Origin of the sequence: Mycolicibacterium sp. lyk4-40-TYG-92, from assembly GCF_030209435.1 — a bacterium.
In the GTDB taxonomy this organism is placed as follows: domain Bacteria; phylum Actinomycetota; class Actinomycetes; order Mycobacteriales; family Mycobacteriaceae; genus Mycobacterium.
Window position 1 is genome coordinate 83,129 of the sequence record NZ_JARVRX010000011.1, and the last position, 18,577, is coordinate 101,705.

Below are 18,577 nucleotides of genomic sequence, written 5' to 3' on the forward strand. Positions count from 1 at the left end.
TTGGTTTGACGCCGGCACCACCGAGTTCATGCGGCACTACCAGCTGTGGGCGATCATCTTGTTCTCCATCGCTGCGAGTGCATCGAGGAGCGCGCGGATGGTGGTGTCGGTCATTGCGGGGCCGTAGGTAACTCCTGCGCGGCTGGGCATGCCGTCGAGGACTGCGCGGGTGAGCGGTGGCACGGAGTTGTGGTTGGCCTGGTAGCTGTCGAAGGTGTCAGGCATTGGTGGTTACCTTTCGGTCAATGCGTCCGTGGACGACGATGGGCTTGACGTTCATGGGTGGTCGGTTTCGGCGCTTCTCGGCGAGCTGCTCGAGCTGTTCGGTGGTAGGTACCCACGGTTGCGCGTCGGAGGTCGCGAGCCACACCAACTGTTCGATGGGTTCGGTGGGCCATGGGGTGCGGCGTTCTGGATATCCACTTGCCACCCATCGGGTGTCGGCTATGCGCCAGCCGGGCACGAGTTCGTCGACGTTGGCCAGCATGAGGTCTGATGCGAGCTCGTCTGGCGTATGCGGCGAGATTGCGTTGCGGTGCATGTCCGGGTCGACGGAGCTGCTGATTGCGCCTTGCGCGGCTCGGATGCTGTCGTAGCGTGCGCGGAGTTCCGGCAGTGCGCGCCAGTGCCTTTCAACCTGCTGGGTGATGGCGGCGTTCGCATTGTCGGCGCCGTCGAGTTTCTCGGCGATAGTGGCCACGGCGGTCATCACGGTGGTGAGTTGGTCGTGCAGGTTGGCGAGCATGCGGTCACCGACGACGAACAAGATTCCGTCCAGGGTGTGGGTGAGCTCGCCGGCCAGAGAGGTCAGCGCCGCGTGCCGGCGGTCGGCGAGGGCCTTCTGGTCGTTCGCGGTAATGGCTGCGTCGAGCCATTCGTCGAGCTGGTCACCGCTGGTTGGGGTCGGTGGCGACGGCGTTCTAGGGGCGCTGATGATCTTGGCTTGTACGGCTTCTCGGACGTCGACAGTCCGTTGCCATTCGGGAACGGCGGCGAGTGCTGTGGCGAGGGCCGGGTTGGTCCTGGCGGCGTTGATCAGGGGAATGGCGGACATCGTTACTTACCTCCGAATCGTTCTGCGGCTGCTGTTCGGCCGGCTGAGCCAGGGCCACCGGTGGCTGATTCGTGGTTGGTGCCGAAGCGTCGTGCTGCCGCGGCTTTTCCTGCGGCACCTGGCGTTTGAGCTGGTGCGGTGCCGCTGCCCTGTCCCCAGTTCACATGTGCGGCTGGCGTGATGAGTCCGACCTGCGTCAGTGCCGCGCGGACTTTGTTGGTGTCGACCTTCCCGTCGGTAACCAGGGCGTCGAGTCGTGCGATGGATGCGAAGGTGTCGGCTCGATCAGCGTCCCCGCCAAGGATTTCTGCTGCGGCGGTTCGGAGTTGTTCTCGGGTGTCGGGTGCGCGGAGGCGTGCGCCCAGGGCTGACCATTCCGCATCTGACATGGACGCTAGGTGCGCCTCAATCTCTGGGGTGAGTTTCATTGGTACTCAGCTCTTCTGCGTATTCATGAACCGTGTCGGCTGGAAAAAGCCAGACTCCGGTGCGGGTCTTACGGCCGTCGAGGTCTGCGGCCCGACGCTGCACGGTTCGCAGTGACCAGCCCAGTTTCTCGGCGACTGTTCGTGTATCCAGCTCTTTTGAGTGTGGCGGGAAGTCAGCTTCCTGCTGTCGTTGTAGCGCCACGGCCCGCTCGAGTTCGATGGCCCGGATGACCTCCGAATTCCACGGCGCCACACCAGGTGTTGCGCCAGAACGCCGGGCATTGAGCACATACTGGCAACACCACAGGGCAAGGTCGAGATGTCGGATGCTGAGCACCTATGCCCCAACTTCCTCGTCCCGCTGGACAGTCCAGGTGCTGCGCGGACCTTGGGAAGTCACGCGGATGTCGGCGCGCTCCTTGATCGCCTTGCGCAGGTTCTCCCATGAATACCGCGGGGTGCCCTTGGATTTGAAGTCGTCCTTGTCGATTTCTGCCCCGTCGGGGAGGGCCGAGACGTATTCCTCGATCCATTCGGCGGCGCTGCGGTATTCCGCAGGCGGCGATTGCGTGGGGTCGATCCACCACATGGTGCCGTCGGACCCACGCCCGACAACCCTGATCTCAGGGTGCTTTGAGGCCTCGGCCACGATAGATTGGCGCTTGTACCCTTGGGCTTCAGCGGCGTCGAGTACAGCAAACGATTCAACCTGTTGGTGGCCGGCGGCGCGCAGTTGGGTGACGTGCTGTCCGAGCCATTTGGTGGCCGACAGCTTGGGCGTCGTCGGATCGTGTGACCTGCGGGTTTCCATATCGATTACGGTGGCCGCTGGTTCACCCGTGAACTCTTGGTTCACCCCTTCTGAACTGCTATTTTCTGGGGTGAACTCCGGTTCACCCGTGAACTCTGGGTTCAGCGCATAGTGGGGCACCTTGTCGCCTTTGACGATGACCACCTGGCTAATTTTTTCGAGGTGCGGCAAGACAGCGTCGAACGCTTCGCGGTAGTGCTGCTTGCCCATTGCGCGCCGTAACGCTCCGTGCGGCATAGACCCGTCGGTCAGCAATTTGATGATGCGTCTGCGCACTGTCTCGGTGTGACGGCCTTCGATGAATTCGTCGAACGCTGCGCGGGTCATCGCCCGGTCCCGAACCTTGGCCCGGTTAGCTTTTCGGGCTTGCTCAAGCATCCAGGCACGGGTGCTGTCTGACTTCGCCATGACGGCAGCCGATAGCTGCCAGTCGTGTTCGGATACGACGATTCGATGATGCAGAAGGGCGATGGTCGCGGCGACCTTCAACCGGGTGAGCATCCAATGACCGTCTAGAGCATCGCCTTCACCGCGTTGGCGTGCCAAGTGCGCCGAGATGATCGTTTGTCGGATCTCCACCGGCCCGTATTGGACTTCCACGACTCCTTCGGAATTCGGTCCCCATAGCGGCAATTGGGTATCGAGCGGCGGCGGATCGTCGCAGTGTTCTGCCGGCATGTCGGGATCGGTGGTGGGCGCCCAGAGGAACCTCTGTGGGGTGCCGCCGCTGGCGTCGTTGAAGATGACGCCGGTATGGCCGGGTTGGGCTCCGACGGATACGCAGCCGCGGTAGGAATGCGCGGGGACGTTGCGGCTGCTGGCTTTTGATGCGTTGGTGGAGCCGAACTGCTCGCCCATTGCGAATGCCTTCAGCGTCCCGAGAGTCGTTGATCCTTGTCGGGCGTCGAGGCCGGTAAGGATATCGATCTCCGAGCAGTTGAAGATTGCCGCGGTGATGCGTTCGTTGTCCTCGGATTCCTTGCCGCGCAACATGTAGGTCTCGGCGATTCCTTCGCCTGTCCCGAGAGGGAGTTCGAGGATTGTGGCAGGCCAAGCTAGGCGGCCCACCTTGTCACTGATCCCCTTACCGCCGCCAGAGAAGGACACGAAGGCGACCAGCAGGTTGATTGATGCCTGGCCGCCGATGACTCCGGGGAGCCGTACGTGCGGGCCGACGCTCGCGGCGACTCGGATCAGGACCGCGAAGAATACTGCCCACGGTGCGGCATACCGGGCCCTGGCCCACTGGTAGATGGTCCTGAGTTCATTGGTGGCTGAGAAGAATTCGTCGTCGGTCAAGATGCCTTCTCTCGAGGTACGTAGGCCGCGGCGCGGCCTTGGGTGATGCGGTTGGCCAGCGCAGTGCAGTCGACCGCATCGGCAATGGACTTTGCCGAATCGGCAAGTTGTTCCTGAGTCGTCTCGTTGGCCAACGCTTCTCGGACACCGCCGAGAACAAGGGCCATGAGCTTGCGGGCATCGTCATCGGGTAGGCCGCACCACTGTGGAGTTCCGGGCAGCGGCAGATGGTTGAGTCCCGCGCCGAGGCTGTTCGCGATCAGCGCGGCGTAGGTGTAGACCTCGAACCACGCCACCTGCCGGCTATCCATCGTCACCCCGGCAGGTCGGTCCAGCACCTGCCGCGATACTGACAGGATCGACAAGCCAGCGGCGGCAGACGGAACACCTTATGGCAGTGCGTGTTTCGAGCGGAGAACCCGCGCCACGATCGGCGCGGGTCTCCGTTGGGTCAGCGGTCACCTGACGAGCCTTAGTCCATGGGCTTGGGGTGCGGCCTTTCTCTGGGCCTCGACCCGCGCGACGACTGGACGGAGGATCGCAATCATGGCCAGGAGTTCTCCGACGGTCAGTTCGAACAGGCCGTCGTCTCCGCCCTCGGGGTCGCATCGGCCGATGAGCTCGCCGAGTTCCACGCGGTAGTCGGAGAGCATGATGCGCTCGGCGGCGGCCACCAACGTTTGTGCGCCGGCGCTCATCGGGTCAGCCCCTGTTCGATGTCAGCGGCCCGAATCAGGGCAGCGGCAAGCGACCGCGCGTCGGCCGATGTCAACTGCTGTTCGTCCTGCTCCCACTCGGTTCCGGTGTACCTCTCAATGAGCAGCTGGATGCCGTCGAACGCTGACCGCCCGGGTATGACGTCCGAATGGAGAGCGTTGGGGTGCGCAGCCCTGGTCGCGTAAACCCACATCTGCGCCTTTTTGTAGCCGAGGCCGGGGACCACGGGCACTTCCTTGCCCACCCCGGCGTAGCAGCACGCCATGTCCTCGCCGTGAAGGTGCTCTTCGATGTCGCGGTGGTCGCACCAGAGGACGTGCGGGTTGAAGGTCATGGCGTCACCGCCGTGTCGTGAATCCGCTCCACGGCGGAGTCGATCTTCTTGATTGCATGACGCAGGTTGGCTTGTGCGGCAACAAGGTCCACGTGCGCCCATAGCGGTGTCGCGTCATCGAGTGCGTTCGCGACTTCGCACAGGTCGCCGTGAGCAAGCTCGGCGAGGTTCGTGGCCCGGTCGAGCAGCAGAGCGACGTCGAGCGGCGGGGCTTCCGGTGCGGTGGCAGTTGTCGGTACAGTCATGGGTGCAGCACTCCTTACTTAGCGGTTGGGTCGTTCTGTTCGCCCTCGGCGGTGTTCCAGCACCGACCGGGGGCATTTACGTTGGGGCGCAGGTCCTCGGTTTTGTCCGCGTCGGGATCAAGGCCGAGGTCTTCAAACTGCGGCCACTCGCGCATGTCAGGCAGCGCCTTCGAGGCGGGCCACGTACTCGTCGATTTGCTTGTCAGTGCTGAACCGACGCCGCCCGATCTTCACTGACGCGAGCGCGCCTGACGCCCAGAGCTCGAACACCAGCGATCGGCTGATACCGCCGAGCTTGAGCCCCACGGCCTTGTAATCGTTCACCTTGCCTCCTGTCGTGGATCGCGACAGATTTACGAATATTCTGTCGGTAAGTGAGACACTAGCACTGATGTCGAGAGACGCAACAAGATCTATGTCAGAATGTCGCTATGTCCGACAGTGACTCAGATGTGGATGGCTGGCGGAAACGCATCGGCAAGGCGCTTGAGGACGCTCGCAAAAGGTCTGGCCTCAGTGCGGTGCAGCTCTCGGCAAGGACTCGTGAGCTCCAGGTTCCAGTTCATCGTGTCGCGATCACCAAACTCGAATCAGGCGAGCGTGACATCACTGTGGCGGAGCTCCTGGTGCTTGCGATGGCCCTGAACACTGCGCCAGTCGGGCTGCTATGTCCCGGGCCGTACGGCAAGAATGTTGCGCTCCTGCCGGGTGTTGAAACTTCACAATTTGTTGCTGCCCAGTGGATTTCAGGCCTGTACGATCACGCGCCTCCCGCTCCCGGGGCGAACTTTTATGACTACCGGAAGAACCTCGCTGCGCTGCGAACCGCGCGGCTGGTTGACGAACTGGATGCGCGCAAGAAGTTGTTGCTGGAAATCATCGCCCGCCTGGACGGCAGCGCTGAAAGCAAGGTAGCTGCAACGGTGCTGACAGATCAGTTGACGATGATCGAAACTGATATCCAGCGATACCAACAGGACAGCGATGATGGCTAGGCAACAGCTTCCGCCGCAGATCAAGAAGGTTGAGGTTCTCGACCGGTCGACCGGGAAATCCGTTGTGCGGTACCGGGTTAAGGTCGATGTTGGCGCGCATCCGGAGACGGGTATTCGTCAGCAGGCGAAGCGGCATTGCCGAACGGAGTCCGAAGCCCGCAAGGTGCTCGCGGAGCTGCAGAACAAGGCAGCGACCGGAACCTACGTGTCACCATCGAAGTTGACTGTCGAGGAACTTTGTGCGAACTATGTTGCGGGACGGCACAATCTGCGTGAATCTTCGCTGTCGAAGCTGGAATACGACCTCGCGCCGTTGCGTGAGCGGCACGGCAAACTGCCGGTGCAGAAGCTCACCAAAACGCACATAGACAAGCTGGTAACCGACCTCCTTGCCGGCGGCACCAAGACCACCAAGGGCCGGACCCGGCGACCGTGGTCACCGATCGCGGTCAACAAGACGATCAGCAGCATCGACCAGGTGCTCGCCGACGCGCTCACGCAGAAGATCGTCACCAGCAACGTGGCAGCCAACGTGGCCCGAGTCTCGGCCGCCCACAAGGACGTCGACACGTTCACCGCGGCGGAAGTCGGCAGGCTCCGGAAGCACTTCGGCACAACCCGGCTCGGACACGCCTGGGAGCTCGCGCTGTATGGCCTGCGCCGTGGCGAGATCGCGGGCCTGCGTTGGTCAGATATTGACCTGACGGCCAGGACTCTGGCGATCGTCAACAATCGGGTGTCTGCCGGCGGTGTAACCGTCGAGAACGACCCTAAGTCGGTGGCGTCCCGACGCGAGCTGCCCTTGCCCGAGCGGCTGACCAAAGTGCTGCGCGCCGCGAAGAAACGTCAGACGGCCGAGCGCCTGGCGATCGGCGAGCACTACGGCGCCGGTGACTACGTCGTGTGCAACGAGGCGGGGGAGCCGTACAACCCGGCCGTCCTGTCGCGCTACTGGGCCGAGGCGGTGAAGGCCGCCGGCGTGCGGCACATCAAGCTGCACGGCGCCAGGCACACCGCGGCCACGCTGATGCACCTGGACGGGGTACCGGTCGCGGTGATCGCGGCGTGGATCGGGCACTCAGACCCGACGCTGACGCTGCGTGTGTACGCACACAGCCAGGCGGATGCACTGAAGTCCGCAGGCGACGTTTTGGACCGTCCGAACAAGAGTTCCAAGTGAGTTGTGACCCTGTGTGACCCTGAGGGGTCGATTCGAACACTTTCGAACAGCATCAATGCTGGTAGGCGTGGAGCCGATGACGGGAATCGAACCCGCGTATTCAGCTTGGGAAGCTGATGTTCTGCCATTGAACTACATCGGCATGGTGCCGCTGCAGGATATCAACCCAGCCCGATAGGCTCCCCACGTGCTCCTCTCTGACCGCGATCTCCGGGCCGAAATCGCTGCTGGACGTCTCGGCATCGACCCGTTCGATGACTCGATGGTGCAGCCCTCCAGCGTCGACGTCCGGCTGGACAGCCTGTTCCGGGTCTTCAACAACACCCGCTACACGCACATCGACCCAGCGCAGCAGCAGGACGAGCTGACCACCCTGGTCGAACCCGCCGAAGGCGAACCCTTCGTCCTCCATCCCGGCGAGTTCGTGCTGGGCTCGACGCTCGAAACCTGCACGCTCCCAGACGATCTGGCGGGGCGGCTGGAAGGCAAATCGTCACTGGGCCGCTTGGGTCTGCTGACGCACTCCACCGCGGGCTTCATCGACCCGGGCTTCTCGGGACACATCACGCTGGAGCTGTCGAACGTCGCGAACCTGCCGATCACGCTGTGGCCGGGCATGAAGATCGGTCAGCTCTGCCTGCTCCGCCTCACCAGCCCGGCAGAGCACCCCTACGGCAGCGACAAGGTCGGCTCCAAGTACCAGGGTCAGCGCGGGCCGACACCCTCGCGGTCGTACCTGAACTTCGTCAAGCCTCAGCCCCGCTGACTGCGAACTGACGCAGAACTTTTGCGGGTAGCGGACTGCCTGGATTCGCAGTCAACGCAGCCTGGCCACTGAGACCGTGCTTTAGGGCGCTCGTTACTGGGCATTTCTCGCCGCAGACGCAGGGTCAACGCATACGGGCTGCCTGCCGGCGTTGATCCTGTAACCAGGGCGCTGGCCACTCGCACTTCTGCGCCCGCATTACAGGGTCAACGGAAGACCCAGCGTCAGCCACCCGGCATCGGGTTCATCGGCCCGACCGGGCTGGTGGGGATCGTGGTGGTCGTCGTCGGCACCGTCGTCGAAGTAGTTGTCGTGGTGCTCGTCGACGGGGTACTGGAAGTCGACGGAGTAGTCGAAGCCGGACTCGAGGCCGTAGCAGGCGGCGCCACCGGCACACCCGTCGTCTCGGTGACCGTCGCAGTCGACGTAGAAGTCGACGGAGACGGAGAAGAAGAGGCACCAGCCGGCGCCAGAACCGCGCAGGCCACGCGCCCACCGGCATCACCGGTGGCCAGGGTCTCGGCGTCCGGGCCGGGCGTCCCGTTGTGGGTGTACCGCGGCGGGATGTTGGCGAAGTTGTCCGGTCCCTGATGGATGATCAGGGCGCTGCCTTCCGGGCCCTTCAAGCCGGCCTCGGTGAACGCATCCGTGGTGGCCACGACCTTGCCGGTGCCGTCGCCGCGGACGTTCAACGGCGTCAGGTCTCCGCTTGCCGGATGCCCGGTGTGCCCGGCGACCTGCAGATGACCGCCGGCCGACGTGAAGTCGCCCTCGCACTTACCCACGGAGTGGATGTGCATGCCGTGGCTACCCGGGGCGAGGATGCCGCCGCCGGTGGTCTCCACGGTCACGGTGGCGTAGCCGTCGGTGAAGTCGATCGAGGCGTTGGCGACGGGCCTGCCGTCGGACGTCTTGAGGACGACGTTCAGCGCCGACGGATTGGACTGGGTCCAGGTTGTCGGCGGCGTAGAAGTCGAGGGCTTCGACCCGTTCTGGTTGGAATTGCAGGCAGCCAGCACAAAGACCGGTGCGGTGAGCAGGGCGGCAGCTGCAGTTGCGCGATTCAACATGCACCTCCTGATACCCCGAACCACCAGCGTCTAACCGCCGCTTGTTTCACGGGGAACCAACACCCGAAGCCCCATGTGAGGCTGGTGTAACACGTCGGAAACGCAGTCGCCGCAAGCCGGAAACCCCGCCGATACATCCTCGTCAAGATTGTCGAAGGAGTCCCACGTGCAAGGCATCGATCCCGCCGCCACCGCCTGGCTGCTCGCCAGCACCGCCCTGGTCCTGCTGATGACCCCGGGCCTGGCCATCTTCTACGGCGGCATGGTCCGCACGACCGGTGTGCTCAACATGATCATGATGAGCTTCATCTCGATCCCGCTTGTCACGGTGGCGTGGCTGGTGCTCGGATACACGCTGGCCTTCTCGGACGGCGACGGCTTCCTCGGAAACCTCGAGCACCTCGGCATGCTCGGCATCACTCCCAGCACGACGCACGGCACCGTCCCCGAGTTGCTCTTCGCCACGTTCCAGCTGACGTTCGCCATCATCACCGCGGCCCTGATCAGCGGCGCCATCGCCGACCGCGCCAAGTTCTCGGCCTGGATGGTCTTCGTGCCGATCTGGGCGATCGTCGTCTACAGCGTCATCGCGCACTGGGTCTGGGGTCCGGACGGCTGGCTCGCCAAGCTGGGCGCACTGGACTACGCGGGCGGTCTGGTCGTCGAGATCGCGTCGGGCGCCTCGGCCCTCGCGCTCGCCATCGTGTTGGGACCGCGCATCGGCTTCAAGCAGGACGCCATGCGCCCGCACAACCTCCCCTTCGTTCTGCTCGGTGTGGGTTTGCTGTGGTTCGGCTGGTTCGGTTTCAATGCCGGCTCGGCGCTCGCGGCCAACGGCACGGCCGCCGCGATCTTCCTGAACACCCTGGTCGCCGGCTGTCTCGGCATGCTGGGCTGGCTGACTGTCGAACAAATCAGGGACGGTAAGCCGACGACGTTCGGCGCGGCGTCCGGCGTCGTCGCGGGCCTGGTCGCGATCACGCCGTCGTGCGGCACGGTCAACACCCTCGGCGCGCTGATCGTCGGGCTGCTGGCCGGCGTCGTCTGTTCGTTCGCGGTCGGCCTGAAGTTCAAGCTCAACTACGACGACTCGCTCGACGTCGTCGGCGTGCACTTCGTCGGCGGTGTCGTCGGCGTCGTGCTGATCGGCCTGCTGGCGACCGACGTCATGACCGGCGGCGCCCGCGGCCTCTTCTACGGCGGCGGTTTCGCCCAGCTGGGCAAGCAGCTGCTGGCCATGGCCGTCGTCGCGGCGTACGCCTTCACCGCCACGTTCGTGCTCGGCAAGATCATCGACAGGGTGATGGGTTTCCGGGTCAGCGCCGAGGACGAAACCGCGGGCGTCGACTTCACCCAGCACGCCGAAACCGCCTATGCCGAGGGCGTCCACGGCCACCTGGGTCACCGCCGGCCGTCGGGTTCCACCTCACTGACCGACCTGTTGAAGCAGCCCCGTCCGGACGCCGAGGACGCCTGAAACTGCTTAGGTCATCTACGCCGAACGCGGGTAGGGTTGAACCACCGGCATTGGCGGGACTCTGTCAGCCAGCGCCGCGGCAAGAACTTCATCAGGCTCGGTGAGCTGTAGGAAATCGGTAACGACTCCACGGTGCGCCACGATGAAGTATCTGGTTGTGGCCTGCGCGGCAGGGGGATCCTCGGTGTCGGCCTAGATAGCGTAGCGAACACTATTGGAGGGTCAGTGGACATCGTTTTGGGCGTGTCTATGACGCCAACGACGGTGCGTATGGCGCTGGTTGAGGGTGAAAAGGCCGACGGCGAGATCGTCGACCACGATATTTTCGATACGCCGGCGGGCGACAGCTCAGCAACGCCGGTCGAGCAGGTTGTCAGCGCGATCCTGGGCACCCGGGAGAGCGCCGAGGAAGGCGGCCACCACCTGAAATCGGTGGGCGTCGCCTGGAGCGACCACGACGCCGCCGCGCAGTTGCGCGACGCGTTGGACGCCGCCGGCGTCAAGGACGTCATGATGGTCTCCGAGCTGCACGCCGCGGGTTCGCTGGCACAGGCCGCGGGCCAGGCGGTCGGCTACTCGAGCACCGGTCTGCTGTTCGTCGACCGCGACACCGCGACCATGTCCGTGGTCGATTCCGACGGGTCGATCTCCAAGGTGCTGAGCCGCAGTCTGCACAGCACCGACGCCATGGCCGTCCTCGGCGACATGGCTGCCGCCGTCGCCACTGCCGAGACGTCGCCGCAGGGCATGTTCGTCGTCGGCTCCGGCGTCGACGTCACCGCGGTGCGGGCACACCTGGCCGAACTGCTCGACATCCCGGTGAGCGCCCCGGGCGACGCCGACCTGGCGCTGGCCCGCGGGGCCGCCCTCGCCTCGGCCAGCGCACCGATGTTCGACGCTGCCACCGCCGGCCTGGCCTACTCGGCCGCGCCGGGTGGCGCCGTTGCCGCCGCTCCACTCGCGGCGCCGCTGGCGGCCCCGCTGCTGACGGCCGACGAGTTCGGTTTCGACGAGCTGGGCGACGCCCCGGTGGTCGCCGATCAAGGTCGCAAACCCTTCCTGCTCGTCGGTAGTGCGCTCACCTCGATCTTCGTCGTCGGCGTTGTGGCCCTTGCTATTTCGCTTGCCGTGAGCATCCGGCCGACGGTCGATCAACGGCCCGCCCCCGCGCAGGCCGCGATCGTGCCCAGCGCCCCGGTCGTCGCACCGGTGGCCCCGCCGGCAGCAGTGCCGCCGCCCGCGCCCGCCGCGGCGGTCCCGGCACCGGCTCCCGAAGTGCAGGCTCCCGCGCCGCAGCAGGTCGAAGCGCCCCATGTGGTCAAGGAATCCGCGCCGCAGGTGCACGTCCCCGCGCCCGCACCGGAAGCCCCCGCGCCGGCTCCGGCACCCGTCCCGGTGTCGATGCCCGACGTGCCGGCCGCGCCCGTCGAACCCCCGCCCGCGGCGGTTCCCGCTCCGGCTCCGGTGGTGCTGCCGCCGCCGGTCATCGCGATCCCCGGCCCGCAGCCGCCCGCCTGGAACCCGTGGGCCCCGCGTCAGCGACAGCCCCAATGGGTGCCGAGCGATAACTACCCGGATTACCCGAGTCGCGGCGGCCGCGGCCACGATGACGACGGCTACCCGGGCAACTACCCCGGTAACGGCTACCCCGGAAACCAGTACCCGGGCAATGGCTACCCCGGGAACCAGTACCCGCAGTACCCGGGCGACAACGGTGGGAAGCAGAAGCAGCCCAAGCAGACCTGCTTCCTGATCTTCTGCCAGAAGAACAACTGACGCCTGTCAGGCCGGCGGCTGTTTGTCATCTGCCGTTGGCCTGACGCTCAGTGTCGCGTAGCGATGCGCTCATTGCGGCTGCCTATCAAGGCAGTATGAGATGCACCGTGTTCGGTACCGGCTACCTCGGGGCGACGCATGCCGCCGGCATGGCGGAGCTCGGCCATGAGGTCCTCGGCATCGACATCGACCCCGGCAAGATCGCGAAGCTGGCGGCCGGTGACATCCCGTTCTACGAGCCCGGGCTGCGGAAGATGTTGCGCGACAACATCGAAGCCGGGCGGCTGCACTTCACCACCGACTATGACGCGGCCGCCGAGTTCGGCGACGTGCACTTTCTCGGCGTCGGCACCCCGCAGAAGAAGGGGGAGTACGCCGCCGACCTGCGGCACGTGCAGTCCGTCATCGACACCCTGGTCCCGCGCCTGCGCCGGTCCGCGGTGATCGTCGGCAAGTCCACTGTTCCGGTGGGCACCGCCGCCGAACTCGGGGCCCGGGCGCGTGAGCTGGCGCCGGCAGGCATCGACGTCGAGGTGGCATGGAACCCGGAGTTTCTCCGCGAAGGGTTCGCCGTCAAGGACACCCTGCACCCCGACCGCATCGTCCTTGGCGTGCAAGCGGGTTCGCAGCGCGCCGAAGCGGCGATCCGGGAGCTGTACGCGCGAATCCTGGAGCGCGGTGTCCCGTTCCTGCTGACCGACCTGCAGACCGCGGAGTTGGTCAAGGTGTCCGCGAACGCCTTTCTGGCCACCAAGATTTCTTTCATCAACGCCATCGCCGAAGTGTGCGAAGCCACCAACGCCGACGTCACCGTACTGGCCGACGCACTGGGCCACGACCCCCGCATCGGCCGGCGATTCCTCAACGCGGGCTTGGGTTTCGGCGGTGGCTGCCTGCCCAAGGACATCCGGGCATTCATGGCCCGGGCCGGTGAACTCGGCGCCGACCCGGCGCTGACCTTCCTGCGTGAAGTGGACAGCATCAACATGCGCCGCCGTACCCGCATGGTCGAGCTGACCACCAAGGCGTGCGGCGGCACCCTGCTGGGCGCCAACATCGCGGTGCTGGGTGCGGCGTTCAAGCCCGAGTCCGACGACGTACGTGACTCGCCCGCTCTGAATGTGGCCGGCATGCTGCAGCTCAACGGCGCCGCGGTCAACGTCTACGACCCCAAGGCCATGGACAACTCGCGCCGGGTCTTCCCGACGCTGAACTACTCGACCTCCGTCATCGAGGCCTGCGACCGTGCCGACGCCGTGCTGGTCCTGACCGAATGGCAGGAGTTCCTGGACCTGGATCCGGAACGGCTGGCGGCCACCGTCCGCGTGAAAGTGATTGTCGATGGCCGCAATTGCCTCGACGTCGCGAAGTGGCAGGCTGCGGGCTGGCGGGTGCACGCGCTGGGCCGCAATCTGACCGCCTGATTTCCGACTGCAGTATGTAGCCCGGCGGCGCGGGGCCTGCTTAAGCTCGGTTTCATGACGCTCAGGCAACGTCTCAACTGGTTCGCACTGCATGCCGTAATCCGCAAGCTCGCCGCCTACGGCGCGCGGCACGGAGACCTGCAGGGCCGGCTCATCGCCGACCCATCGGTGCGGGCCGACCCGGGCGCGTTCGCCGACGAACTGCGCAGCCGGGGCCGGATGTACCGGGGCAGGGCAGCGTGGATCACCGCGGATCACGCTCTGGTGCACCAGATTCTGCGTTCCGAGGACTTCACCGTCACGCAGATCGGCGGGACGCTGCCCGGCGCGCTCGGCTGGCTGGAAGGCAAGACCACCGTCAAGGGCCGGTTGCATCCCCTGCTGCCGCCGTCGCTGCTGTCGGTCGACGGGGAACAGCACACTCGCTATCGCAAGACCGTCTCGGCGGTGTTCACGACGCGTGCCGTCGCGGCGTTGCGGGAACGCGTTCAGCAGGCTGCGACGGGGCTCATCGATGACCTGACGGCCGGGGATACCGTCGATGTCGTGCAGAGCTACTGCTCGCAGCTGCCCGTCACGGTGATCGCGGATATCCTCGGCGTGCCCGAGCACGACCGGTCGCACATCCTCGAATTCGGTGAACTCGCCGCACCCAGCCTGGACATCGGGCTGAGCTGGCAGCAGTACCTCAGCGTCGAAGACGGGTTGGACGGCTTCAACACCTGGCTGAGCGGCCACATCCGCGAGCTCCGGGCCAACCCGGGCGACAACCTGATGAGCCAGCTGATCGCCGCCAGCGACGGGGGTGCCCGGCTCAACGACGAAGAACTGCGCGCCACCGCCGGCCTCGTGCTGGCGGCCGGATTCGAGACCACAGTGAATCTGCTGGGCAACGGCATCCGAATGTTGTTGCAGCATCCCGACCAACTGGCCTTGCTGCTGGCGCAGCCCGACCTCTGGCCCACTGCGGTCGAAGAGATTCTGCGGCTCGATTCGCCGGTCCAGCTGTCGGCCCGCATCGCCAAGGTCGACGTCGACATCGCGGGGTACCACGTACTGGCCGGCGAGCCCGTCGTCATCTACCTGGCCGGGGCCAACCGTGACCCAGCCGTCTTCCCCGATCCACACCGCTTCGACGTCACGCGCGCCAACGCGGGCAAGCACCATTCGTTCTCCGGCGGACGGCACTTCTGCCTCGGTGCGGCGCTGGCCCGGTCCGAAGGGGAAGTGGGCCTGCGGACGTTCTTCGAGCGGTTCCCCGACGCGCAACTCGCGGGTCCCGGCACCCGGCGCGACACTCGCGTGCTCCGCGGCTGGGCGGCATTGCCGATCGCACTCGGGCAGGCGCGCGCAGCGGTACCGTCGTGAAATGGCCTTTCGCACAGCCCTGATCGAGGAAACCGCCGCTTTCGGCGACATCATCCGCACCGCCGATCTCGACACCCCGGTACCGACCTGTCCGGGCTGGACCCTCAAACACCTGTTGAAGCACGTCGGCCGCGGTAACCGCTGGTGCGCCCAGATCGTCGCCGAACACCGGAAGGAGGCGCTCGATCCCCGCGAGGTGCGCGATGGAAAACCGCCGGAGGACCTCGACGGCGCCATCGACTGGCTCAACGGCGGCGCGCAGGCCCTGATCGACGCGGTCGAACACGTCGGCTCGGATGCGAAGGTGTGGACTTTCATCGGGCCGAAGCCCGCCGGGTGGTGGATCCGGCGCCGACTCCACGAGCAGACTGTGCACCGCGCCGATGCCCTTCTGGCGCTGGGCCTTCCGTTCGTACTCGATCCCGAGCTGGCCGCCGACGGCGTGACCGAGACGCTGGAGCGCGTGGCGATGATGGCCCCGGCTGCCGATCCGCCGCTGGAGCGCGGGCGGTCGCTGCACCTGCACGCCGCGGAATCCGCGCTGGGCCCCACCGGTGAGTGGCTGGTGGTCAACGACGAGGACGGCCTCGGCTGGTCGCACGAGCACGCCAAAGGTGATGCGGCAGTGCGGGGTCCGGCGACCGGGCTGCTGCTGGCGGTCAGCCGCCGGCAGACGGTCGAGGAGGCCGGCCTGGAGTTGATCGGCGACGCGGCCGTGTGGCAGCGCTGGGTCGATCACTCGGCTTTCTGAGCCCGTCAGGGTAGGTTCGCAGGCATGACGACTTCCGAGATCGCGACGGTTCTCGCCTGGATCGACGCCCTCAACGACCGGGACCTGGACACCCTGGACAAGCTGTCGAGTGGTGACATCGAGATCGGTGACCCGAACGGCGCCACCCAGGGGCGGAATGCGTTGCGGGCCTGGGCAACCGATCTCGATGAGAAGTCGACGGTCGGCCGCATGTTCGTGCACGACGGCGTCGTGGTCGTCGAGCAGGCGATCACCGGCGGGGGTGCCGACCGCGAGGCCGCGACGGCGTTCCGCGTGGTTCATGACCACGTCACCTCGGCGTTCCGGCACGACGACCTGGCGTCGGCGCTCGCAGCGACGGAGCTTATCGAGTCGGACGCGGTGTAGTTCCCACGGTCAATCCGTGGCGGCCCGCGGGGTAGCCAGCACCGCCGCGATGGCGGTGGTCAGCGGAACCGACAGCGCCAGCGCGATGCCGCCGACCGCCGACCGCGCGATCTCGATCGCGACGCTCTCACTGGTCAGCACGTCGCCCAGCGACCGGTTGGCGACGCTGAACAACAGCAGCAGCGGCAGCGCACTGCCGGCATAGGCGAGCACCAGGGTGTAGACGGTGCTGGCGATGTGGTCGCGCCCCACCCGCATGGCGCCGGTGAAGATGGCCCGCCGGGACGCGCCGTGTTCGGCCAGTTCGAAGGCCGTCGACGCCTGCGTGACGGTGACGTCGTTGAGCACACCCAGTGAGCCGATGATGAAGCCGGCGAGCAACAGCCCGGTGATGGACACCGACCCCATGTAGGCCGCGATCTCGTTATTCTGGTCCTCTGACAGCCCGGTGAGGTGTGCCAATTCGATTGCTGCCCAGGACAACACCGCGGACAACAGCAGTGCGCTCAGGGTGCCGAGCAGGGCGGCGCTGGTGCGCAGGCTGACCCCGTGCGCCAGGTAGATCACCGCGTACAGGATCACTGACGACGCGACGAGCGCCACCGGGATGGCCGGCCCGCCGTCGCGCAGCGCCGGTAGCAGGAACACCGTCAGCACGACGAACGCGACGGCGATCCCGACGAGTGCCCGCAATCCGCGCCAGCGGGCCACCGCGACTACCACGAGGGCGAAGACGGCAGCCAATGCGACGAGCGGCCACGTGCGCTCGAAGTCGAAGAAGGCGTAGGTGGTGGTGCCGGAGTCATCGACCTGGCGCGTCACCCGGATGTGGTCGCCGGCGGCGAGATGCGGCTGACCGGGGCCGGTGCTGAACTCCAGCAGCGTGTTGGCGCCGGAATTGGGCCCGGAGTCGATGCCGATCAGCGACTGCACGCAGCTCCCCGCGCCCGGCGGTGCGGTGACGGGGGCCGAGGTCAGCACTGCGCCGACCGACGGGCTGCCGCAGTTGTTCATCCCGGTCGACACGACGTGCCCGGCCTCGGTGCTCACGGCGCCGCCGTGGGCGTTCTGGAACGGCAGCGGGATGTCGACGGCCTTGCCGTGCGGCCACAGCGCGACGGCGCCGATCACCGTCGCCAGCCCGATCACCGCCAGGAGCCCCACGACGATCTTCGCGGCCAGCGGGCTGAGCGGCGCCGGGCCGGAACTGTGCGAGTGGGTATGCGAGTGCGCCACCCGAGCCAGCGTAGGGGGTCCGGCTGAGGATTTGATCGGGGCAACCCGCGCCGCCAATGTAACCGCAGGGCGGAAATGTCCAACCAATACCGCCGTGTGGTTACATTCGCGTTCACGCGCGGCTGAATGCTTCCCGCCGCTCGGCTTCGATCACCAGCTTGGCGGAGAGCGTCGTCAGCACGTACTTGACGATCGCCCGGTATGTCAGACCGGTGACGCGCCAACGGCTTTCGATGGTGCCGCGCCAGTCGATGCGGGTGCCGTCCCCCTCGGAGGTGAAGGTCACCTGTGCCTGATAATCCTGCACCGGGGTCCACGACACGATGGTGTAGCCGTGCCGGTGCCCGGGCTCGTGGATGGTCGTCTGCTCGCGGGCGGGAAACCGTGGCGTGCCGACAGCGCGGATGGCTCCGACGCCGCCGTCGTCGGCCGGCCCGCGGGTCTCCCAGACGGAGTAGTTGATCAGGGGCCGCGCCCACTCCGACCAGCGGGATCCGTCTGCCACCACGTCGAACAGCGTGTTCGGCGTGGCCCGCGCATGGCGGGTGACCAGGACTTCGTAGTGGTGTGTCATGTTGACCAAGCTAACGGAACGGTGTTCCATTAAGCAATGGATGCGCCGGATTCTGCAGTGGCCCTGTCGTTTGCGCGGGCCCGTAGCCCGCAGCAGCGGGAAGACCGCCTGCGTCGTCTGACCGAGGTCACCCGGGCCCTGCTGGCCAACACGCGGGCCAGTGAGCTGACGCTCGGGGAGATCGCCGCCGGCGCGGGTTTGGCCAAGTCCGGCGTACTTCGCCACGCCGGTTCGCGAGAGGCGCTGCTGCTCCTGGTGATGTACCACGAGCACCTGGGCTGGCTCGACGACCTGAATCTGCAACTCACCGACGAACGACGCAGTACGGCAAAGGCTTTGGCGCACACGCTCGCGCAGCGGCCGGTGCTCTGTGACTTGATCAGCGCCGCGCCGGTGCTGATGAACCGGCTGACACCCGAAGCCGCCGAGACGGTGCGCACTCAGGCACGCGACGTCGAGGACCGGCTACACGAGACCCTCAGGCCCCGGCTGGCGCTGGACCGTCAGCACCTGGTGCTGCTGACCGCCGCGACCCACGCCTTCGTCGGCGCGGTGTGGGGTTGGGCGGCAATCGATTCCGCCGAGCAGCCCGAACCGGGTACCGAACTGGAGAACACCCTCGCCGCGCTGCTGCGGACCTTCATCGCGGGCCTGCAGCAGTGATTTGTGCACGATTTTCCGCGGC

Annotated in this window: 23 protein-coding genes and 1 tRNA gene; 10 read left to right on the forward strand and 14 right to left on the reverse strand. The window is 66.2% G+C overall.

Annotated features, from left to right (window positions below):
- Positions 1-36: 36 nt before the first annotated feature.
- The 10 genes from QRN63_RS17325 to QRN63_RS17365 all read right to left on the reverse strand — a co-directional run bounded on the left by QRN63_RS17325 (position 37) and on the right by QRN63_RS17365 (position 5,212).
- Positions 37-225, reverse strand: coding sequence for a hypothetical protein (locus tag QRN63_RS17325; RefSeq protein WP_285031967.1), 189 nt, complete (start codon positions 223-225; stop codon positions 37-39).
- Entirely contained in the window at positions 218-1,054 is an 837-nt protein-coding gene (locus QRN63_RS17330; protein WP_285031969.1) for a hypothetical protein, read from the reverse strand. The genes QRN63_RS17325 and QRN63_RS17330 overlap by 8 nt, the downstream gene beginning before the upstream one ends.
- Before the next feature lie 405 nt (positions 1,055-1,459).
- Positions 1,460-1,819, reverse strand: a complete 360-nt coding sequence (locus QRN63_RS17335; RefSeq protein ID WP_285031971.1) for a hypothetical protein — start codon at positions 1,817-1,819, stop codon at positions 1,460-1,462.
- On the reverse strand, positions 1,820-3,592 hold the full coding sequence (locus QRN63_RS17340) for a hypothetical protein (RefSeq protein WP_285031972.1): 1,773 nt from the start codon (positions 3,590-3,592) through the stop codon (positions 1,820-1,822).
- On the reverse strand, positions 3,589-3,903 hold the full coding sequence (locus QRN63_RS17345) for a DUF2742 domain-containing protein (RefSeq protein ID WP_285031974.1): 315 nt from the start codon (positions 3,901-3,903) through the stop codon (positions 3,589-3,591). The genes QRN63_RS17340 and QRN63_RS17345 overlap by 4 nt, the downstream gene beginning before the upstream one ends.
- Entirely contained in the window at positions 3,896-4,054 is a 159-nt protein-coding gene (locus QRN63_RS29670; protein WP_350224455.1) for a DUF6011 domain-containing protein, read from the reverse strand. The genes QRN63_RS17345 and QRN63_RS29670 overlap by 8 nt, the downstream gene beginning before the upstream one ends.
- Positions 4,051-4,290, reverse strand: coding sequence for a hypothetical protein (locus tag QRN63_RS17350; protein ID WP_285031975.1), 240 nt, complete (start codon positions 4,288-4,290; stop codon positions 4,051-4,053). The genes QRN63_RS29670 and QRN63_RS17350 overlap by 4 nt, the downstream gene beginning before the upstream one ends.
- Positions 4,287-4,643 carry a hypothetical protein gene (locus tag QRN63_RS17355; protein ID WP_285031976.1) on the reverse strand — a complete coding sequence of 119 codons (357 nt, stop codon included), beginning with the start codon at positions 4,641-4,643 and terminating at the stop codon, positions 4,287-4,289. The genes QRN63_RS17350 and QRN63_RS17355 overlap by 4 nt, the downstream gene beginning before the upstream one ends.
- On the reverse strand, positions 4,640-4,888 hold the full coding sequence (locus tag QRN63_RS17360) for a hypothetical protein (protein ID WP_285031978.1): 249 nt from the start codon (positions 4,886-4,888) through the stop codon (positions 4,640-4,642). The genes QRN63_RS17355 and QRN63_RS17360 overlap by 4 nt, the downstream gene beginning before the upstream one ends.
- 156 nt (positions 4,889-5,044) lie before the next feature.
- Positions 5,045-5,212 (reverse strand): hypothetical protein, encoded by a 168-nt coding sequence (locus QRN63_RS17365; protein WP_285031979.1) that lies wholly within the window; start codon positions 5,210-5,212, stop codon positions 5,045-5,047.
- 107 nt (positions 5,213-5,319) lie between these two features.
- Here QRN63_RS17365 and QRN63_RS17370 point away from each other — a divergent pair, with 107 nt between their 5' ends.
- On the forward strand, positions 5,320-5,883 hold the full coding sequence (locus tag QRN63_RS17370) for a helix-turn-helix domain-containing protein (RefSeq protein WP_285031981.1): 564 nt from the start codon (positions 5,320-5,322) through the stop codon (positions 5,881-5,883).
- The gene (locus QRN63_RS17375; protein ID WP_285031982.1) at positions 5,876-7,063 is read left to right on the forward strand and encodes a tyrosine-type recombinase/integrase; all 1,188 of its coding nucleotides are present in this window, start codon (positions 5,876-5,878) and stop codon (positions 7,061-7,063) included. The genes QRN63_RS17370 and QRN63_RS17375 overlap by 8 nt, the downstream gene beginning before the upstream one ends.
- Positions 7,064-7,131: 68 nt before the next feature.
- Here the strand turns inward: QRN63_RS17375 and QRN63_RS17380 are convergent.
- A tRNA-Gly gene (locus QRN63_RS17380) sits at positions 7,132-7,205 on the reverse strand.
- Positions 7,206-7,250: 45 nt separating this feature from the next.
- Here QRN63_RS17380 and dcd point away from each other — a divergent pair.
- Positions 7,251-7,829 carry a dCTP deaminase gene (gene dcd / locus QRN63_RS17385; RefSeq protein WP_267315980.1) on the forward strand — a complete coding sequence of 193 codons (579 nt, stop codon included), beginning with the start codon at positions 7,251-7,253 and terminating at the stop codon, positions 7,827-7,829.
- A 224-nt stretch (positions 7,830-8,053) separates the two neighbouring features.
- Here the strand turns inward: dcd and QRN63_RS17390 are convergent, their stop codons facing one another.
- On the reverse strand, positions 8,054-8,899 hold the full coding sequence (locus tag QRN63_RS17390) for a superoxide dismutase family protein (protein WP_285031984.1): 846 nt from the start codon (positions 8,897-8,899) through the stop codon (positions 8,054-8,056).
- 166 nt (positions 8,900-9,065) lie between these two features.
- Between QRN63_RS17390 and QRN63_RS17395 the strand changes: the two genes are divergently transcribed.
- The 6 genes from QRN63_RS17395 (at position 9,066) to QRN63_RS17420 (ending at position 16,082) form a co-directional block, all read left to right on the forward strand.
- A complete protein-coding gene (locus tag QRN63_RS17395; protein WP_285031985.1) occupies positions 9,066-10,376 on the forward strand; it encodes an ammonium transporter in 1,311 nt (436 codons plus the stop codon).
- 225 nt (positions 10,377-10,601) lie between these two features.
- Positions 10,602-12,152, forward strand: a complete 1,551-nt coding sequence (locus QRN63_RS17400) for a DUF7159 family protein (RefSeq protein ID WP_502888155.1) — start codon at positions 10,602-10,604, stop codon at positions 12,150-12,152.
- Between the two features lie 95 nt (positions 12,153-12,247).
- Positions 12,248-13,576: a UDP-glucose dehydrogenase family protein gene (locus tag QRN63_RS17405; protein ID WP_285031987.1), complete on the forward strand. Its 1,329-nt coding sequence runs from the start codon at positions 12,248-12,250 to the stop codon at positions 13,574-13,576.
- A gap of 54 nt (positions 13,577-13,630) precedes the next feature.
- Positions 13,631-14,944, forward strand: a complete 1,314-nt coding sequence (locus QRN63_RS17410) for a cytochrome P450 (protein ID WP_285031989.1) — start codon at positions 13,631-13,633, stop codon at positions 14,942-14,944.
- Position 14,945: 1 nt separating this feature from the next.
- Positions 14,946-15,695 carry a maleylpyruvate isomerase family mycothiol-dependent enzyme gene (locus QRN63_RS17415; RefSeq protein ID WP_285031991.1) on the forward strand — a complete coding sequence of 250 codons (750 nt, stop codon included), beginning with the start codon at positions 14,946-14,948 and terminating at the stop codon, positions 15,693-15,695.
- 24 nt (positions 15,696-15,719) lie between these two features.
- A complete protein-coding gene (locus QRN63_RS17420; RefSeq protein ID WP_285031993.1) occupies positions 15,720-16,082 on the forward strand; it encodes a nuclear transport factor 2 family protein in 363 nt (120 codons plus the stop codon).
- A 9-nt stretch (positions 16,083-16,091) separates the two neighbouring features.
- On the opposite strand, the gene QRN63_RS17425 is transcribed toward QRN63_RS17420, so the two are convergent.
- Together QRN63_RS17425 and QRN63_RS17430 are read right to left on the reverse strand one after the other, a co-directional pair.
- On the reverse strand, positions 16,092-17,318 hold the full coding sequence (locus QRN63_RS17425) for a YibE/F family protein (RefSeq protein WP_285031994.1): 1,227 nt from the start codon (positions 17,316-17,318) through the stop codon (positions 16,092-16,094).
- Positions 17,319-17,430: 112 nt separating this feature from the next.
- Positions 17,431-17,892: an SRPBCC family protein gene (locus QRN63_RS17430; protein ID WP_285031996.1), complete on the reverse strand. Its 462-nt coding sequence runs from the start codon at positions 17,890-17,892 to the stop codon at positions 17,431-17,433.
- A 36-nt stretch (positions 17,893-17,928) separates the two neighbouring features.
- Between QRN63_RS17430 and QRN63_RS17435 the strand changes: the two genes are divergently transcribed.
- A complete protein-coding gene (locus tag QRN63_RS17435; RefSeq protein ID WP_285031997.1) occupies positions 17,929-18,555 on the forward strand; it encodes a TetR/AcrR family transcriptional regulator in 627 nt (208 codons plus the stop codon).
- The last annotated feature ends 22 nt before the right edge of the window (positions 18,556-18,577 follow it).

What these genes read in the sequence shown, in the direction of transcription:
- QRN63_RS17370 (WP_285031981.1), top strand. Translation starts at nt 5,320, where the DNA reads ATGTCCGACAGTGACTCAGATGTGGATGGCTGGCGGAAACGCATCGGC.
- QRN63_RS17375 (WP_285031982.1), top strand. Translation starts at nt 5,876, where the DNA reads ATGGCTAGGCAACAGCTTCCGCCGCAGATCAAGAAGGTTGAGGTTCTC.
- QRN63_RS17390 (WP_285031984.1), bottom strand. Translation starts at nt 8,899, where the DNA reads ATGTTGAATCGCGCAACTGCAGCTGCCGCCCTGCTCACCGCACCGGTC.
- QRN63_RS17415 (WP_285031991.1), top strand. Translation starts at nt 14,946, where the DNA reads ATGGCCTTTCGCACAGCCCTGATCGAGGAAACCGCCGCTTTCGGCGAC.
- QRN63_RS17345 (WP_285031974.1), bottom strand. Translation starts at nt 3,903, where the DNA reads ATGGATAGCCGGCAGGTGGCGTGGTTCGAGGTCTACACCTACGCCGCG.
- QRN63_RS17410 (WP_285031989.1), top strand. Translation starts at nt 13,631, where the DNA reads ATGACGCTCAGGCAACGTCTCAACTGGTTCGCACTGCATGCCGTAATC.
- QRN63_RS17330 (WP_285031969.1), bottom strand. Translation starts at nt 1,054, where the DNA reads ATGTCCGCCATTCCCCTGATCAACGCCGCCAGGACCAACCCGGCCCTC.
- QRN63_RS17325 (WP_285031967.1), bottom strand. Translation starts at nt 225, where the DNA reads ATGCCTGACACCTTCGACAGCTACCAGGCCAACCACAACTCCGTGCCA.
- QRN63_RS17405 (WP_285031987.1), top strand. Translation starts at nt 12,248, where the DNA reads ATGAGATGCACCGTGTTCGGTACCGGCTACCTCGGGGCGACGCATGCC.
- QRN63_RS17435 (WP_285031997.1), top strand. Translation starts at nt 17,929, where the DNA reads ATGGATGCGCCGGATTCTGCAGTGGCCCTGTCGTTTGCGCGGGCCCGT.
- QRN63_RS17355 (WP_285031976.1), bottom strand. Translation starts at nt 4,643, where the DNA reads ATGACCTTCAACCCGCACGTCCTCTGGTGCGACCACCGCGACATCGAA.
- QRN63_RS17420 (WP_285031993.1), top strand. Translation starts at nt 15,720, where the DNA reads ATGACGACTTCCGAGATCGCGACGGTTCTCGCCTGGATCGACGCCCTC.
- QRN63_RS17350 (WP_285031975.1), bottom strand. Translation starts at nt 4,290, where the DNA reads ATGAGCGCCGGCGCACAAACGTTGGTGGCCGCCGCCGAGCGCATCATG.
- QRN63_RS17430 (WP_285031996.1), bottom strand. Translation starts at nt 17,892, where the DNA reads ATGACACACCACTACGAAGTCCTGGTCACCCGCCATGCGCGGGCCACG.
- QRN63_RS17360 (WP_285031978.1), bottom strand. Translation starts at nt 4,888, where the DNA reads ATGACTGTACCGACAACTGCCACCGCACCGGAAGCCCCGCCGCTCGAC.